Source organism: Bradyrhizobium sp. BRP22 (assembly GCF_020194175.1).
Classification (GTDB): Bacteria; Pseudomonadota; Alphaproteobacteria; order Rhizobiales; family Xanthobacteraceae; genus Bradyrhizobium.
On the sequence record NZ_JADYVX010000023.1, the window covers coordinates 36953 to 52063 of the forward strand.

The window sequence follows — 15111 nt, forward strand, 5'->3', positions numbered from 1 at the left end:
GGCAATGGGCTCTCCGCAAAGGAGAGCCCCATATCCGCGTTCCGATCAAGCCGCGAGGCGCTGGCGCTCGCGCTTCGGCGCGGTCTTCACATGGGTGGCGTAGAGCGTCAGCCCGGTGAAGGCGAGACCGCCGACGAGGTTGCCAAGGACGGTCGGAATCTCGTTCCAGATGAGATAGTCCATGATCGTGAACTTGCCGCCGAGCAGAAGGGCGGATGGGAACAGGAACATGTTCACGATCGAATGCTCGAAGGTCATGAAGAAGAACAGCATGATCGGCATCCACATTGCGATCACCTTGCCGCTGACGCTGGTCGAGATCATTGCCCCGACCACGCCGGCCGAAACCATCCAGTTGCAGAGCATGCCGCGGACGAACAGCGTCAGCATCCCCGCCGCCCCATGCGACGCGTAGCCGACGGTGCGGCTTTCGCCGATGGTGCCGATGATCTGACCGACCTTGTCAGGCGGCGACGAGAAGCCGAAGGTGAACACGATCGACATCATCACGGCAACGGTGAAGGCGCCGGCAAAATTGCCGATGAACACCAGGCCCCAATTGCGCAGCACGCCGCCGAACGTGACGCCCGGCCGCCCGTCGATCCAGGCAAGCGGCGACAGCACGAACACGCCGGTCAGAAGATCGAAGCCGAACAGATAGAGCATGCAGAAGCCGACCGGAAACAGCGCTGCGCCGACGATCGGCACGCCGGTCGATACATTGACGCTCACTGCAAAGGCCGCGGCGAGCGCTAGGATCGCACCGGCCATATAGGCGCGGATCACAGTGTCGCGTGTCGACATGAAGATCTTCGACTCGCCCGCGTCCACCATTTTGGTGACGAATTCCGAAGGCACGAGATAGGCCATTCCAGTTCCCCTTATTCGCGAAACCAAGGGCGCCGCGGCGCGGCCGCAGCGCGATATGAAGGATGAGTGGACCGTCCTGGACGTGCGCCGGGTTACGGCGCGATAGGAACGAAACCATTCCTGCTGCGACGCTGCGGTTGGCGGAGCCTGGTTTGGAACAGGGATATGGGGTGGGCGTCTTTAATGACGGCTCGCGGCGCCTCGGTGAGGTCGCTTTGATCCCTGCGCCTTAAGCCAACGCTGGCTTAGGCAATCCGAAGGACGGCAGTCGTCATTGACTCCTGCGCCTTGAAGCAATCGATGTGCCAACGGTCGTTTTTGTCGATCCCACCGGGATTACAGGGATTTGGCGGAGGCGGTCGCGACCGGCCTTGTCAAGTGTCATGCCGCCGATTTGGGCAATCTGCCCAACGAAGACGCGGTTCGTGCCCTCCCGGCCATGCCGGCCAAGCACCTATTTGGTCTGCGTCCGGATCGGCGTCTCCTTCAGCCCGTTGTTGTCGTAGGCCTTGCGTAGGGTACCGTTGCTGGTTGCTTCCATCATGAATTTGGTCGCGAAGGCGGCCGATAATGGATGGTTCAAGGGGACCGCGACCGCGGTCACCGTCTGCTTAAAGGTCTCGTCCAGCACCCGTGTGCCCGGAATCTTCTTCGCCATCGCATTGAGCTGGTCGCGCGACAACGCGAAGGCGTCGACCTCGCCATTTTTCAGGAGGTTGAAGATCTCGTCATAGGTCTGATGGCCCGTCACCTTCGCCTGCTTCAGGTGCGCGATCGCGCCGCGCATGGTCGTGGTGTTGTTGACGGCGGCCACCTTGATGCCCGGCTGATCGAGGCTTGCGAAATTCGTCACCGTCGAGCCCGGCTTGACGATGTAGGTGGCGTCCGCGACCTCATAGATCGGGCCGAATGTCATCCTGGTTTCGCGCTCGGGATCCTTGGGCAGGAAGGTGACGTCCCAGGTGCCCTTTGAGGCCGCATCGGTGATCTGCCCGGAATTCTGGTGCACGACATATTCCACGGGCACGCCGAGTTCTGTGGCCATTGCCCTGCCGAGATCGACCGGCACGCCGGCATAGCCGGATTCAGTCCTGGTGCACCAGAATGCGCCGCCCGCGGGGCTGATCGCAATCGCGACGCGGAGCTTGCCGGTCGGCGCGATCTCGTCCTTCAGCGCATCGGCGCTGGCCGGCGCGGCCATGATGGCGATCGCGAGAACCAGGCCTGTGATGAGGGGCAGTTGAGCCGACATCAGCTTTGCAACAAACTCATTTGACGCGGATCGTGATCTTCTCCGACACCACCGGCGGCTTGAAGGGATAGTGCTTGGCGTCGCCGAGCACTAGCTGCAGCGTATGTTTGCCGGGCGGCAGCTCGATGCGCGCTTCGGTCTGGCCTGCGCCGAAATGCAGGTGGGACTTGTCCGACGGGATCGGCTCGTTCGGATTGAGCGGCTCGTTCACGTCGATCAGCAGGTGGTGATGACCCGCATTCGGATAGTCATCGCCGGCATGGGTCACGCCCATGTTGCGCAGGCCGAAGCGGCACCAGAATGCTCCCTTGATCGTCGCGCCATTCTGCGGCCAGACGAAATACAGCGCCGCATCCTTGGGCGCGGACTTATCCTGGGCCTGCGCAACGTTCGCAAGCGAGGACAGCACCGCTGAAATCAGAAGTGTGCGCGCAACTCTCATTTGCCCCCCCCCCGGTCCGAACATTTTCAAAGTACTTTAAGGCGACAGCGCGACGCGGAAGCCATGCGTCGGGTACCGAACGTTGGTGTCGTAGCTGTCCCGATTAGCCGGCCGCACATACCGGTTATCATTCTTCCACGAACCGGAGCGGAGCACATGGGATGTGCAGTCTCCTCCGACCCAGGCTGAACCATCGGCCGGAGCGCCCTGGTAGTTCTTGTGCCAGCAATCCTCTACCCACTGATCGACCCCGCCGCCCATGTCGTGGAGGCCGAACGGATTGGCCTTGAAGTTGCCGACCTTGGTCGGCTGTTCGGCCGCGGTGCTGTCGCCGCAATCCTTGCAGCTCGCCATGCCCGGCTGCATCTGGTCGCCCCACCAATATTTGGTCTGCGTCCCGCCGCGAGCAGCAAACTCCCACTCGGCCTCGCTCGGAAGCCGGTAGGCTTTCTTCGTCGTGTCCGCGAGCCAGGTGACATACTGCTTGGCATCGGCCCAGCTCACATTGGTGACCGGCGCATCGTCCTTTCCGGTCGCGGTGAAGCCGCACACTTTGGCGGCGGCGCAGGCATTCCATTCGCGGACCGTGACCGGATATTTGCCGATCGAGAACGGCTTGATCGTCACCCTTCGGATCGGTCGCTCCGAGGCATCATCATTGCTGCCCATCGAGAAGCTGCCGCCCTGGAGCGCGACCATCTCGGGCTCGCGCACCGATAGAGTGGGCGACGGGCTGACCGCCGTCACGGCCGGGCTCGCGGAGGGCTGCGGTTGCGGCGGCTGCGGTTGCGCCGTGGGGCTGGCCGTAGGGGCTGCCGTCTGTTTGGTGGCCGGGGCCGGTTCGGCCGCCTTCGGCGATGCCGCAGGCGACGGCGATGAGGCCGGCGCCGGCGTCCGCTCCGCCACCTTCTCGATCCGCGGCATCAGCAAGGACCAGAGAATGCCGCCGGCGATGATCAGCAGCGTGATGCTGAGCAGGAAGATCAGGATGTTCTCGCGCCGCCGGCGCGTCCGGTGGAAGGCCGAGGCATCCGGCAGCACGCGATAGACCCGCACCGGGTCGGTGATGTTCTTGACCTTGCGGTCGCCGAGCGATTCGTAGCCGCACACCAGCTTGTGCTTGATCTGCTCGTAGATGCCGCCGGAGATGAAGACCTGTCCCGGCTCTGCGATCCCTTCCAACCGCGCGGCGACGTTGACGCCGTCGCCATAGATATCGTCCGGCTCGATGATGACGTCGCCGAGATTGACGCCGATCCGGTACTCGATCCAGTAGTCCTTCGGCACCGCCGCGTTGCGGCCGACCAGGTTCTGCTGGATCACGATGCTGCACCTGACGGCTTCGACCGGACTGTCGAACATCGCGATGAAGCCATCGCCGGTCGTCTTCACCAGCCTGCCGTGATGCTCCACGATGGTCGGCTCGATCAGGTCACGCTCGATCCGCTTGACGCGGCTGTGCGTGCCCTCCTCATCGAGCTGCATCAGGCGGCTATAGCCCGCGATGTCGCCTGCTACGATCGCAGCAAGCCGCCGCGGCGTCGGATCACCCGGCGGCCGCTCATGCCTACCCGACTTGAAGTCACGAATCTCACCCATGGATCGGTTGGGCTCCAAAAACCGCAAAATAAAGCGTCGAGGCGAATTTGCCTCAGCCCCCGAAACCTAAAGGTCTACCCATAGAGAGCCTATCACACTCCTTACCCGGAACAAGTTTGCCAGAAATTGTGCGACGCATGAAGTGATGCAGTTCACATAACGATCAACCTTGCGTGTCCGCAACAAGAACATTCCAAGTCTCAATTCACCTGCGGTGCCGGTGTTCTGATCTCATTGGGCAGGATAATAGCCGCCACAATCGCCAATAGACAAAGCCCGGCGAACGCCTGCAGCATGGTGACAAACCCGCCCTGCTCATAGAGCCAGGCGACCAGCCCGACCGAGGCGCCGGCTGCCGTGAAGCCGACGAAATAGCGCACCGCATAGGCGCGCGAGCGCCATTCCTCGCTGGTGTATTTGCCGACCATGGCATCGTTGACGGTGACCTGGCCGAACGCGCCCATCACGATGCCGATCGACACCAGGATCAGCGGCAGATCCGACAGCGTCGCTGCCAGATAGAGAAACGGCGCCAGCATGAAGGACAGCGGCAGCGCCACCGTCTTCAGCGAATGGCGGTCGAGCAGCTTGCCGATCGTATACTGCGTCATCGCGCCGAACACATAGACGCCGGCGGCAATCACGCCAAGCAGCGCCGGGCTTTTCGTCATGTCGGCGAGGCGCTCGGCGAACAGTTTCGGCAGCGCCACCGTCACCGCATTGAACGTGGTCGAGATCGCGATCACCACGATCAGGAGCGCCAGGATCACCCGCCACATGTCCTTCTTCGCGACGCGCGCTTGCGCCGCGGCCTGCTTCGTGCCCTTGCGATCCTCATGCACCACGGTCAGCGCGAAGACGATACCGAGCAGCACGGTGACGACGCCGGGAATGATGAAGGCAAAGCGCCAGCCGAGATACTGGCCGATCACGCCGGTGACCAGCGCCGAGGAAGCGACGCCGAGATTGCCCCAGACCCCGTTCAGCCCCATCTCGCGGCCGAGCTTGTCGGCATAGGACACGATCATCGCGGTGCCGACCGGATGATAGATCGAGGCGAACACACCGATCGCGAGCAGCGCTGCCCCAAGCTGCAGCGGGCTGGAGACGAAGCCGACCGAGATCATGGACAGCCCGATGCCGATGAAGAAGATCACCATCATGTGGCGACGGCTCCAGCGGTCGCCGAGCCAGCCGGTGAGCAGCGAGCCGGCGCCGAAGGCGATGAAGCCCGGGGTCGCGTAAGGCAGCAATTCCGAATAGGCCATGCCGAGCGCCGGTCCCATCACGATGACGGCGGCGGCGAAGATCAGCATCGAATAATGGTCAATGAAATGGGCGGCGTTGACGAAGGCGATTACCCGGGCGGGGCTGTTCATGCGTTGATCCTGTTTCGATCCCTTTAGAAGTCCTCTTGGAGGGAATCCTCTTGTTTTCCGAACTGGGTTATAGGGAGTTGTCCTGACGGGATGTCGCCAATGACTGTCGCCGAAACGCCAATTGCCACGATCTTGCGGGGCCAGCGCGCCACCGGCGACGGCGTGCATCTGGTCGCGCGCCACTACCGGCGCGGCGTCCGGCTCGACACCCACATGCACCGCGAATCGCAACTGGTCTATGCCGCCGAGGGCACCATGCAGGTGACGACACCGAAGGGCCGCTGGCTGGTGCCGCCGGACCGCGCGGTGTGGGTGCCGGCCTTGCTGGAGCATTCGATCGACGTGCTCGCCGACATCCAGATGCGCACGCTGTATTTCGAACTGCCCTGGCTCAAGCGCAACGCGCGCGGCAATAGCCTCAATGCCGAATTCGTGGTGCGGGTGTCGCCACTGTTGCACCAGACCATCCTGGCGCTGTTCGACAGGCAGGACGATCGCGAGCGCACCGGGCTTCTGCTGCAACTGCTCATGCTGGAACTGGACCAGGCCGAAGATTCCGCGACCTTCATTCCGCTGCCGCAGGAACCGCGCTGTCGGCGCGCCGCCACCATCGTCCTCGCCGATCCTACCGCCCAGCATGAAATCGAAACGCTGGCGCGCGAGGTCGGCACGTCGGCACGAACCTTGTCGCGGCTGTTCTCGTCGGAAACGCAGCTCAGTTTCAAGAGCTGGTGCCAGCGCGCCCGCATCGCCGCCGCCATCGAACGATTGTCGACCGAATCGATTGTGTCGATCAAGCAGATCGCCTCCGATCTCGGTTATGCCAGCGTTCCGGCGTTCTCCCACGCCTTCCGCCAAGTGACCGGCAAGACGCCGACGGAATTCGCGGGCAAGGAATGAACGCGAAACTTCATCGTCAAGACATGACAAAATGGTGTTCTTGACTATAGTCGGCATGAACCTAAATCGCGCGTAAGGTTCGGTTTCACCGGATTCGATCCTTCCCATGGCCAACGCCTTTTTCTCCGACCTGCTTGCAACGATTTCCGAACGCGGCCGCACGCTGCTCCGGCGAGGCAATTCGTTGGAAACCAAGCAGGACGCCTCCGAGCTGCTTGAATTGTGCGAGGCGCTGTTGTCGGGCCGCGGCGAAGCCTCCGGCACCGCCATGGCGCGCGAGGTGCTCGACCGCTATCACCATCTCGATGCGGCGGGTCGGCTGTCGTTCTTCCAGACGCTGGCCCGGGATTTCGGGCCTGATCGCGCCAGGCTGATGCAGGCGATCGAGGCCTGGCGCAAGGGTTCCGACGACGGCGAAGCCAGCGAGCTGCATTTCGCCTCCGAGCCGCGCCGGCAGGAACTGATCCGCCGTCTCAACCGCGCGCCGGGCGGCACCAGCGAACTGGTGGCGATGCGCGCCGATCTGCTCAACCTGATGAAAGGCAACAAGGACCTGGCGGCGCTCGACCTCGACCTCACCCATCTGCTCTCTTCTTGGTTCAACAGGGGATTTCTCGTGCTGCGCAGGATAGACTGGTCGACGCCAGCCAATATTCTGGAAAAGATCATTCGCTACGAGGCGGTGCATGAGATCCGCGACTGGAACGACCTGCGCCGCCGCATCGATCCTATCGACCGCCGCTGCTACGCCTTCTTCCATCCCGCGCTGAACGACGAGCCGCTGATCTTCGTCGAGGTGGCGCTGACCGAGACGATCCCGGGCGCGATCGCACCTCTGCTCGAGCAGCGCGAGCCGGTAGCGATCGAGCGCGCCCGCACTGCCGTGTTCTATTCAATCTCGAACACCCAGCGCGGGCTCGGCGGCATTTCCTTCGGCAGCTTCCTGATTAAGCAGGTGGTTGAGGAATTGCGCCGCGAATTGCCGAAGCTCGACACCTTCGTGACGCTGTCGCCGGTGCCGGGCTTCATGCAGTGGCTGAAGCAGGCGACCGACGTGCCGCTTTCCGAGGACGATCGGCAGCTGCTTGAAATCCTCGAAAAGCCCGACTGGTTCGAGAATGCCGAACTGGCCGCGCAACTCCGCCCCGTGCTGGAGCCGCTCGCCGCCTATTATTTCCTGAAGGCGCGCACGCCCAAGGGCCGCTTGATCGACTCGGTCGCCCGCTTCCACCTCGGCAACGGCGCGCGGCTGGAGCGCATCGACTGGCTCGGCGACCTCTCGCCGAAGGGCCTGCGCGAATCCGCCGGCATCATGGTCAACTATCTCTATCGCCTCGACGATATCGAGAAGAACCACGAAGCCTACGCCAACAACGGCGAGGTGATCGCCTCCAGCGCGGTGAAGAAGCTGCTCAAGGGCGAAGGCCGGCGACTGCTGGAGCGGTTGTCGTAACAGGCGTTTTGTAGGATGGGCGCAGCGAAACCCATCGCGACGGAGCAAGCTGCGCACAGGATGGGTTTCGCTGCGCTCGACCCATCCTACGATTGTCGTGACGCGTGCGCGTCATTGCGAGCCACCGGGTCGGCGCGAAGCGCCGCCCGATGACAGGCTCCACGAAGCAATCCATCTTTCCGCTTGTGGAGGCAATGGATTGCCGCGGCGCTTCGCGCCTCGCAATGACGGGGGGAGAGGTTCTGATTCAAATGTCAAACAGCGTCTCCGCTGTCATCGTCCGCCACCGGGTCGGCGCAAAGCGCCGACCCGGTGGCGGGGCATGACGGTGGAGAGGATGTGAGTTCGCGCTCTCGCGGCGCATGGCGTCCGAGCTTTGCGTCTCGTTTCACCCTCTCATCGGATAGAGGGCGCAGGGAAAGCCGGGTGCCGGTTGCACCCGTGGGCCCCGTGCAACAAAAAGCACGGGGGTAGGACCACAGGTCAACCGGAGCAACACCGGCTTTCCCTGCGCGATGGTTTACGGCTTACTTCGTGATCTTCCCGGTGACCGGGCTTTCTTGCCACCGTCGCCTCTCGCGCAACCTTGTTTGCGCAAAAAACTTAGCGCCAGCGTCGGGGCGCCAGAACCACACGACTTCGCCGTCCGCCTCATGCGCACTCGTCCGTTACGCAATCCGCGTCCACCGCATCCCACCACAACACTCGTGACGATCGCGAAGCGCCCCTCAATCGGGTGAGATGCGCAAACTCATAGACTGATTTGCATTTCGGAAAAACAGAAATATTTTCCGTGCGGGGACTAGACACGTTTTTGCTGATTTGCCTCGTGGCTTGTTTTGTCGCACCCAAAGCATCCACATCGTCATTGCGAGCGCAGCGAAGCAATCCATAGCAACCACAAGCTGAGATATGGATTGCTTCGTCGCTTCGCTCCTCGCAATGACGGCGAATGGTGGGCTGCCTAAGCGGCGAGCGCTTTCATTTCCTTGTAGAGATCGCTCTTGCCTTCGAAGCCGATGCCCGGAAGATCGGGCATGGTGATGTGGCCGTGCTCGACGCGCACGCCGTCGGGGAAGCCGCCATAGGGCTGGAACAGATCGGGATAGCTCTCATTGCCGCCGAGGCCGAGGCCGGCGGCGATGTTCAGCGACATCTGGTGGCCGCCATGCGGGATGCAGCGGCTTGGCGACCAGCCGTGGGTCTTCAGCACCTGCAGCGTGCGCTGATATTCGCAGAGGCCATAGGACAACGCACAGTCGAACTGCAGCCAGTCGCGGTCCGGCCGCATGCCGCCGTAGCGGATCAGGTTGCGCGCATCCTGGTGGCTGAACAAATTCTCGCCGGTCGCCATCGGCGCCGGATAGAATTCCGCGAGAGCCGCCTGCAGCGCGAAGTCGAGCGGATCGCCGGCTTCCTCGTACCAGAACAGCGGATAATCCCGCAGCATCTTTGCATACGCGATCGCGGTCTCCAGATCGAAACGGCCATTGGCGTCGACCGCGAGCTGCGCGTCCTTGCCGATCTCCTTCAGCACGGCCTCGATCCGTTCGCGGTCTTCGGCGATCGGCGCGCCGCCGATCTTCATCTTCACGACATTGTAGCCGCGATCGAGATAGCCGCGCATCTCCGCGCGCAGCGCCGAGAGATCCTTGCCGGGATAATAATAGCCGCCGGCGGCATAGACGAAGACGCGCGGATTGGCCGCGAGGCCATGGCGCTCGGCGAGCAATCGGAACAGCGGCTTGTTCGCGATTTTCGCGACCGCGTCCCACACCGCCATGTCGATGGTGCCGACCGCGACCGAGCGCTCGCCGTGGCCGCCGGGTTTCTCGTTCGACATCATGGTCGACCAGACCTTGTCCGGATCGAGATTGTCGCCGCTCGCATCGAGCAATGCCTTCGGATCGGCCTCGAGCAGGCGCGGCGCAAAGCGCTCGCGGATCAGACCGCCCTGCCCGTAGCGACCGTTGGAATTGAAGCCGTAACCGACCACGCGCTTGCCGTCGCGCACGACGTCGGTGACGACGGCAACCAGGCTCGTCGTCATCTTGGTGAAATCGATATAGGCGTTGCGGATCGGCGAGGAGATCGGTTTCGTCACCTCGCGGACGTCGATGATGCGGACGGACATGGGTATTTGGCCTTCGGGTTTCTCGTCATGCCCGCGCTTGTCCCGGGCATCCACGCCCTTCCTTTATCGCGAACAAAGAACGTGGATGGCCGGGACAAGCCCGGCCATGACGGAGTGAACTACTTACGCTTCAGAAATCACGACTTGGTCTTGTCGCGGAAATACGGCTCGACCGGGCCGTGGACCTTGATGGTGAGCGGATTGCCGTAGCGGTCCTTGGCGTTGCCGGCGGTGACGCGCACCCAGCCTTCGCTCACGCAATATTCCTCGACATTGGTCTTTTCGACGCCCTTGAAGCGGATGCCGACATCGCGGGCCAGGATATCCGCGTTGTAGTACGGACTGTTCGGATCGACCGACAGGCGGTCCGGCAGTTCGTCATGGGTGGGTTCGTCGTTCTCGCTCATAGCAAGGCCTCGATTGCTGTCTTCAGTCCTTCGGGCCGTGCGGTCGGCGCATGGCGCGCCACCACTTTGCCCGACCGGTCGACCAGAAATTTGGTGAAATTCCATTTGATCGACGGGCCGAGCAGGCCCGATTTCTCGCGCGTCAGGTAATTGTACAACGGATGCGCGTTCGTACCATTCACCTCGATCTTGGCGAACATCGGAAACGTCACCGCGTAATTGGTTTCGCAGAACTCCGCGATCTGTTTCTCGTCGCCCGGCTCCTGCCGGCCGAACTGGTTGCAGGGAAAGCCGAGCACGGAAAAGCCGCGCGGCGAGAGCCCTCGGTAAAGTTCCTGCAGACCCTTGTATTGCGGCGTGAACCCGCATGCGCTGGCGGTGTTGACGATGAGCAGCACCTGCCCCTCGAATTGCTTCAAGGGAACGTCTTCACCGGCCAGCGAGCGGGCCGTGAAATCATAGACGCTCGGCATCTTCTTTTTCGATCAGCCTGCGGGATCGACGACCGCAGACGGCGTGCCGCCGACTTCGATCGCTTCGCCCGCAGCCAGGCAGAGATCCTCGCGGTAGCGGCCCGAGACCAGTTGCACGCCGACCGGAATCCGGCCGACCAATCCAGTGCTCACGACAAGCCCGGGCAGTCCCATGAAGGGAATGGCGATCTGCGGCAACTGGGCATGCCAGACCCGCGCAAATGACGCCTCGTCCTTGCAGTCGAGCTGATCGGGGAACGGCAATTCGCCGGAGACCGGCATCAGCAGCACCGGATACTGTTCGAAGAACGCCAGCCATTCGCGCGTCAAGGTTGCCCGTCGCGTCAGCGCCTTCGAAAGATCGAACGGATGCACCTTGGCGCGATTGCCGCGCAGGCAGGTGAGCGCACCAGGATCGCCCTCGCGCTCGGCGGCCGCCAATTGCGCCTCGTAGCCATCGCCGAGCCAGAGTTTGGTCTGGAGGTCGGCGGCTTCGCGCAGCGGCGGAATTGCGGTGATCTCCTCGACGGTCCAGCCGGCCCGCTCCAGCCGCTTGCCGGCATCCGCGACCGCCGCCTTGACCTCGGCGACCGGATTGAGACCATCAGGATCGAGGCACATCGCCACGCGCTTCGGCATCGCCGGCCCCTCGAGGGGCACCGGCATCCACCAGGGATCGCGAACATCCCGGGCGGACATCGCCGCGAGCGAAATACGGAGGTCATTGATGGTGCGCGCCAGCGGCCCCGAAACGGCGCTGATCTGCGGGCCGATCGGCCGCTCCGGAAGGGCGGCGTTGAAGGCCGGGATGCGGCCCATGGTCGGCCGCAGGCCATGCACGCCGCAGGCATAGGCGGGATAGCGGATCGAGCCGGCGATATCGGTGCCGTGGGCGATGTGCCCGATGCCGGCCGCGACCGCGGACCCCGCGCCGCCGGACGAGCCGCCCGGCGTGATACCGGGATCGCGCGGGTTCCTGGTATCGCCATGAATCAGATTGGTGGTGAACCAGCGATAGGAGAAGGCCGGGCAATTGGTGCGGCCGAGCAGGACCGCGCCCGCCTTGCGCAGGTTCGCGACCACCGGATTGTCAGCCTTGGCGATCACGTCGCGCTGCAGCTTCAAGCCGTTGGTGGTGGCAAAGCCTTCCTGGTCGACATTGACCTTGATCGTCACAGGAACGCCGCCGAGCGCGCCGACATCCTCGCCGCGGGCAATCGCCGCATCGATCGCGTCCGCCTGCGCCAGCACGTCCGCCGGCCTGTGGTCGACCACGGCATTCAGCTTCGGATTGACCGCGTCCAGCCGCTCCAGGGCGGCCGTCGCCGCCTCTTTCGCCGAAACCTTTTTCGATTTGATCAGGCCGGCCAGATCCGCGGCCGACAGACGCCAAAGTTCTTCCATTGCCAACTCCGTTGCGACCTCCGCTCCCTCTCCCGCTTGCGGGAGAGGACTGGGGTGAGGGTGTCTCCACGACGGGACTATCCGTGGGGAGAGAGCCCCCACCCGGCGCTACGCGCCGACCTCCCCGCAAGCGGGAGAGGTGAAGAGCCGCGCCGATCAACCCTACTGCATCACGCTATAGCGTCGCACGCACGGCATGACCAGCACCGGAGCGCCCACGATTTTAGCGATAGTGGGCGATGTAATAGGCAAGGTCGGCGATCTGCTCTTTGGTCACCGGCTGCATCACGTCGGCCATGGTGCCGTCATAGCCGTGACGGCTGTTGTCCTTGTACTCGCTGAGCGTCTTGTTGAGATAATCCTCGCGCTGGTTGGCGATCCGCGGGACGTTGTCGCCGCCGGAGAAATCCGGCTTGTGGCAGTTGTTGCAGAGATATTGATGCGCGAGCGCCTGGCCGCGCCCCATGCGGGCGGGATCGCCGGCATCCGCCGGCGGCGCCGGCTTCGGCAAGGTGGCGATGAAATCCGAGAAGGTGCGCAGGTCGTCGTCGGACAGATCCTTCGCCATCTCGTTCATGGTATCGAACACGCGCAGCTTCTCGCGGAACATGAAGAGCTGGATCAGCACATACGGCGCCTGCTGGGCGCCGAGCGAAGGCGTGTTCTCGGTCTCCGACGTGCCGCGCTCGCCATGGCAGGCAAGACAGGGCGCGGCGCGCTCCTGGATGGTCTCGGCGCCGGCGGCGAAGGTGATGGATGCAAAGGCGAGCGCCGGCAGTAGCTTCTTGTACATCGGTTGTCCCTGGAGTCATTCCGGGGCGATGCGAAGCATCGAACCCGGAATCTCGAGATTCCGGGTCTGGTGCTGACGCACCATCCCGGAATGACGGAGTGAAAATCCTCGCTCCGCGATCGCAGCAATCCTACCGCCCCGCGACCTTCTGCTTGCCGTAGCTGATGCGGTAGACGGCGCCGTTCCAGTCGTCGGAGACGAGCAGCGAGCCGTCCTTGAGCTGCATCACGTCGACAGGACGGCCGACATATTTGTTGTCCGCGAGGAAGCCGGTGAGGAATGGCTCGACCGATTTCACCTTGCCGTCCTTGTCGAGCTTGACCACGACGACGTCGCCGCCCTCCTTCTTCGACTTGTTCCAGGAGCCGTGGCGCGCGACGAAGATCGCGTTCTTGTAGGCCTTCGGGAACATGCCGCCGGTGTAGAAGCGCATGCCGAGCGCGGCCGTATGCGGCCCCATCAGGCCGACCGGCGGAGTGTAGTCGCTGCAGGATTTACCCCAGCCGAGCTCCTGGTCGATGATGTTGCCCTGGTAGCAGAACGGCGCGCCGAAATCCTCGCCGGCTTTGGTCACGCGGTTGAGCTCATCCTCCGGCACCGTCTCGGACAGCCAGTCGCGACCGTTGTCGGTGAAATAGAGATGCTTGGTCTCCGGATTCCAGTCGAAGCCGACGGTGTTGCGCACGCCGACCGCATAGACTTCCGGGCCCGAACCATCCAGATTGATGCGGCGGATCTGGCCATGCGCATCGTCGTGCAGCACGTTGTTGCCGGGCTGGCCGACCGGGACATAGAGCTTGTTGTCCGGGCCGATGGCGATGAACTTCCAGCCGTGCGCTTCGTCCTTCGGCAGGTTGTCGTAGATCACCGTGGGCTTCGGCGGACTATCGATGACGTCGTCGATCTTCTCGATCTTGGAGACCTTCGAGAGCTCGGCGATGTAGAGCGTGCCGTCCTTGAAGGCGACGCCGTTCGGGCGATAGAGCCCGGAGGCGATCACCTTCACCTGGCGTTTACCGTCCCTGTTGACGATGGCGTAGACCTTGTCGACCAGGCGGCTGCCGACGAACACCGTGCCCTTGTCGCTCTGCGCCAGCGAACGCGCATTCGCCATGCCGGCGGCGTAGACCTCGACGTTGAAGCCGGCCGGCACCTTGAGCCTGGCGAGCGGCAGTTTGTCGGGCGCGGCCGCAATCGGCGGCGGCGCGACCGGCGCCAGCTTGGCGGCCGCCTCGTTATCCGGCCGCCCGATCAGCGGCGAGCCGGGCGGCAACGGCTGCGCCGCGGCGGGCGCCGCGCCGGCCGCTGGCGGAGTGGCGGGCTGCTGGGCATGGGCGGCAAGCGTGAATGCGCTGAAGAAGGCGCCGGCCAGGGCAAGGCCGCGTGGCGTCATCAAATTGTTCATCTTTGTTGTTCTCCCCAGATGCGAAAGCCTGTTGGTCCTCGCATGTGCAGCGCCCTGCACATGCCGGCGTGGCTTCCTGAATGGCAACTTCCGACATTCGTCCGCGGATGCGCAATCCGGAACATAGTCGGAATCAAGGCGGGGACGCGATGTAGCGCAGAACGACCGCGCACACCTTCAATGTTTCGTGACCGAGCCTGTGTCCGGCAGACCGATGATCGCCTCCGAGAACGGAAATTCGAGCACGATATCGCCGTCATCGTCGGTCACCTCGATGACCGCATTCAACAGCGTGGCGTCGGCGCCTTCGGTGCGCAGCAGTTCCCGAATCATCGCCCGTGCCATCTCCCAGGCGCGGTCGGGGTCCCGCAAGATTTCGCCCTCGGGATCGGAAATCAGCTCATCGCCGATACGGGTATTGAAGAAATAGCGCGGCATCGGCGGCAGACACTCCGGTTAAGGCCCCCACGTTGGAGCCTCAGCCAAAACAGAATCGTTATTGATGGCAACGCGAACAATAACGAAACGTCTGATTTGACTTGCGGCTCTCGCACAACTGCGTGAATTCCTGGTTGCGACGCAGCATGACTGATGCAGCGC

14 protein-coding genes are annotated in these 15111 nt (G+C 63.2%); 2 read left to right on the plus strand and 12 right to left on the minus strand.

The window, feature by feature from the left end; translation table 11 throughout:
- Window positions 1-45: 45 nt before the first annotated feature.
- The 5 genes from I6F35_RS25415 to I6F35_RS25435 form a co-directional block, all read right to left on the minus strand.
- Window positions 46-870: a formate/nitrite transporter family protein gene (locus I6F35_RS25415; protein WP_225120391.1), complete on the minus strand. Its 825-nt coding sequence runs from the start codon at window positions 868-870 to the stop codon at window positions 46-48.
- Window positions 871-1324: 454 nt separating this feature from the next.
- Window positions 1325-2071, minus strand: coding sequence for a transporter substrate-binding domain-containing protein (locus I6F35_RS25420; protein ID WP_225120465.1), 747 nt, complete (start codon window positions 2069-2071; stop codon window positions 1325-1327).
- Between the two features lie 67 nt (window positions 2072-2138).
- A complete protein-coding gene (locus I6F35_RS25425; protein ID WP_225120392.1) occupies window positions 2139-2564 on the minus strand; it encodes a DUF4399 domain-containing protein in 426 nt (141 codons plus the stop codon).
- Window positions 2565-2600: 36 nt separating this feature from the next.
- Window positions 2601-4163, minus strand: coding sequence for an SUMF1/EgtB/PvdO family nonheme iron enzyme (locus I6F35_RS25430; RefSeq protein ID WP_225120393.1), 1563 nt, complete (start codon window positions 4161-4163; stop codon window positions 2601-2603).
- A 200-nt stretch (window positions 4164-4363) separates the two neighbouring features.
- On the minus strand, window positions 4364-5542 hold the full coding sequence (locus tag I6F35_RS25435) for an MFS transporter (RefSeq protein WP_225120394.1): 1179 nt from the start codon (window positions 5540-5542) through the stop codon (window positions 4364-4366).
- A 99-nt stretch (window positions 5543-5641) separates the two neighbouring features.
- Here I6F35_RS25435 and I6F35_RS25440 point away from each other — a divergent pair, with 99 nt between their 5' ends.
- A complete protein-coding gene (locus tag I6F35_RS25440; protein WP_225120395.1) occupies window positions 5642-6442 on the plus strand; it encodes a helix-turn-helix transcriptional regulator in 801 nt (266 codons plus the stop codon).
- Window positions 6443-6548: 106 nt separating this feature from the next.
- Window positions 6549-7895: a malonyl-CoA decarboxylase gene (locus I6F35_RS25445; protein ID WP_225120396.1), complete on the plus strand. Its 1347-nt coding sequence runs from the start codon at window positions 6549-6551 to the stop codon at window positions 7893-7895.
- Window positions 7896-8859: 964 nt separating this feature from the next.
- On the opposite strand, the gene I6F35_RS25450 is transcribed toward I6F35_RS25445, so the two are convergent.
- The 7 genes from I6F35_RS25450 to I6F35_RS25480 form a co-directional block, all read right to left on the minus strand.
- Window positions 8860-10029, minus strand: coding sequence for a mandelate racemase/muconate lactonizing enzyme family protein (locus I6F35_RS25450; protein WP_225120397.1), 1170 nt, complete (start codon window positions 10027-10029; stop codon window positions 8860-8862).
- Window positions 10030-10166: 137 nt separating this feature from the next.
- The gene (locus I6F35_RS25455; protein ID WP_225120398.1) at window positions 10167-10436 is read right to left on the minus strand and encodes a DUF3297 family protein; all 270 of its coding nucleotides are present in this window, start codon (window positions 10434-10436) and stop codon (window positions 10167-10169) included.
- A complete protein-coding gene (locus I6F35_RS25460; protein ID WP_225120399.1) occupies window positions 10433-10909 on the minus strand; it encodes a glutathione peroxidase in 477 nt (158 codons plus the stop codon). Before I6F35_RS25460 ends, I6F35_RS25455 begins: the two co-directional genes overlap by 4 nt.
- A gap of 12 nt (window positions 10910-10921) precedes the next feature.
- On the minus strand, window positions 10922-12313 hold the full coding sequence (locus tag I6F35_RS25465; RefSeq protein ID WP_225120400.1) for an amidase family protein: 1392 nt from the start codon (window positions 12311-12313) through the stop codon (window positions 10922-10924).
- 223 nt (window positions 12314-12536) lie between these two features.
- On the minus strand, window positions 12537-13106 hold the full coding sequence (locus tag I6F35_RS25470; protein ID WP_225120401.1) for a c-type cytochrome: 570 nt from the start codon (window positions 13104-13106) through the stop codon (window positions 12537-12539).
- A gap of 130 nt (window positions 13107-13236) precedes the next feature.
- Window positions 13237-14511: a PQQ-dependent sugar dehydrogenase gene (locus I6F35_RS25475; RefSeq protein ID WP_225120402.1), complete on the minus strand. Its 1275-nt coding sequence runs from the start codon at window positions 14509-14511 to the stop codon at window positions 13237-13239.
- Window positions 14512-14688: 177 nt separating this feature from the next.
- Window positions 14689-14949, minus strand: a complete 261-nt coding sequence (locus I6F35_RS25480; RefSeq protein ID WP_225120403.1) for a hypothetical protein — start codon at window positions 14947-14949, stop codon at window positions 14689-14691.
- Between the last annotated feature and the right edge of the window lie 162 nt (window positions 14950-15111).

Coding starts and splice junctions, on each gene's coding strand:
- I6F35_RS25415 (WP_225120391.1), bottom strand. CDS start 870: ATGGCCTATCTCGTGCCTTCGGAATTCGTCACCAAAATGGTGGACGCG.
- I6F35_RS25420 (WP_225120465.1), bottom strand. CDS start 2,071: ATGGCCGCGCCGGCCAGCGCCGATGCGCTGAAGGACGAGATCGCGCCG.
- I6F35_RS25425 (WP_225120392.1), bottom strand. CDS start 2,564: ATGAGAGTTGCGCGCACACTTCTGATTTCAGCGGTGCTGTCCTCGCTT.
- I6F35_RS25430 (WP_225120393.1), bottom strand. CDS start 4,163: ATGGGTGAGATTCGTGACTTCAAGTCGGGTAGGCATGAGCGGCCGCCG.
- I6F35_RS25435 (WP_225120394.1), bottom strand. CDS start 5,542: ATGAACAGCCCCGCCCGGGTAATCGCCTTCGTCAACGCCGCCCATTTC.
- I6F35_RS25440 (WP_225120395.1), top strand. CDS start 5,642: ATGACTGTCGCCGAAACGCCAATTGCCACGATCTTGCGGGGCCAGCGC.
- I6F35_RS25445 (WP_225120396.1), top strand. CDS start 6,549: ATGGCCAACGCCTTTTTCTCCGACCTGCTTGCAACGATTTCCGAACGC.
- I6F35_RS25450 (WP_225120397.1), bottom strand. CDS start 10,029: ATGTCCGTCCGCATCATCGACGTCCGCGAGGTGACGAAACCGATCTCC.
- I6F35_RS25455 (WP_225120398.1), bottom strand. CDS start 10,436: ATGAGCGAGAACGACGAACCCACCCATGACGAACTGCCGGACCGCCTG.
- I6F35_RS25460 (WP_225120399.1), bottom strand. CDS start 10,909: ATGCCGAGCGTCTATGATTTCACGGCCCGCTCGCTGGCCGGTGAAGAC.
- I6F35_RS25465 (WP_225120400.1), bottom strand. CDS start 12,313: ATGGAAGAACTTTGGCGTCTGTCGGCCGCGGATCTGGCCGGCCTGATC.
- I6F35_RS25470 (WP_225120401.1), bottom strand. CDS start 13,106: ATGTACAAGAAGCTACTGCCGGCGCTCGCCTTTGCATCCATCACCTTC.
- I6F35_RS25475 (WP_225120402.1), bottom strand. CDS start 14,511: ATGAACAATTTGATGACGCCACGCGGCCTTGCCCTGGCCGGCGCCTTC.
- I6F35_RS25480 (WP_225120403.1), bottom strand. CDS start 14,949: ATGCCGCGCTATTTCTTCAATACCCGTATCGGCGATGAGCTGATTTCC.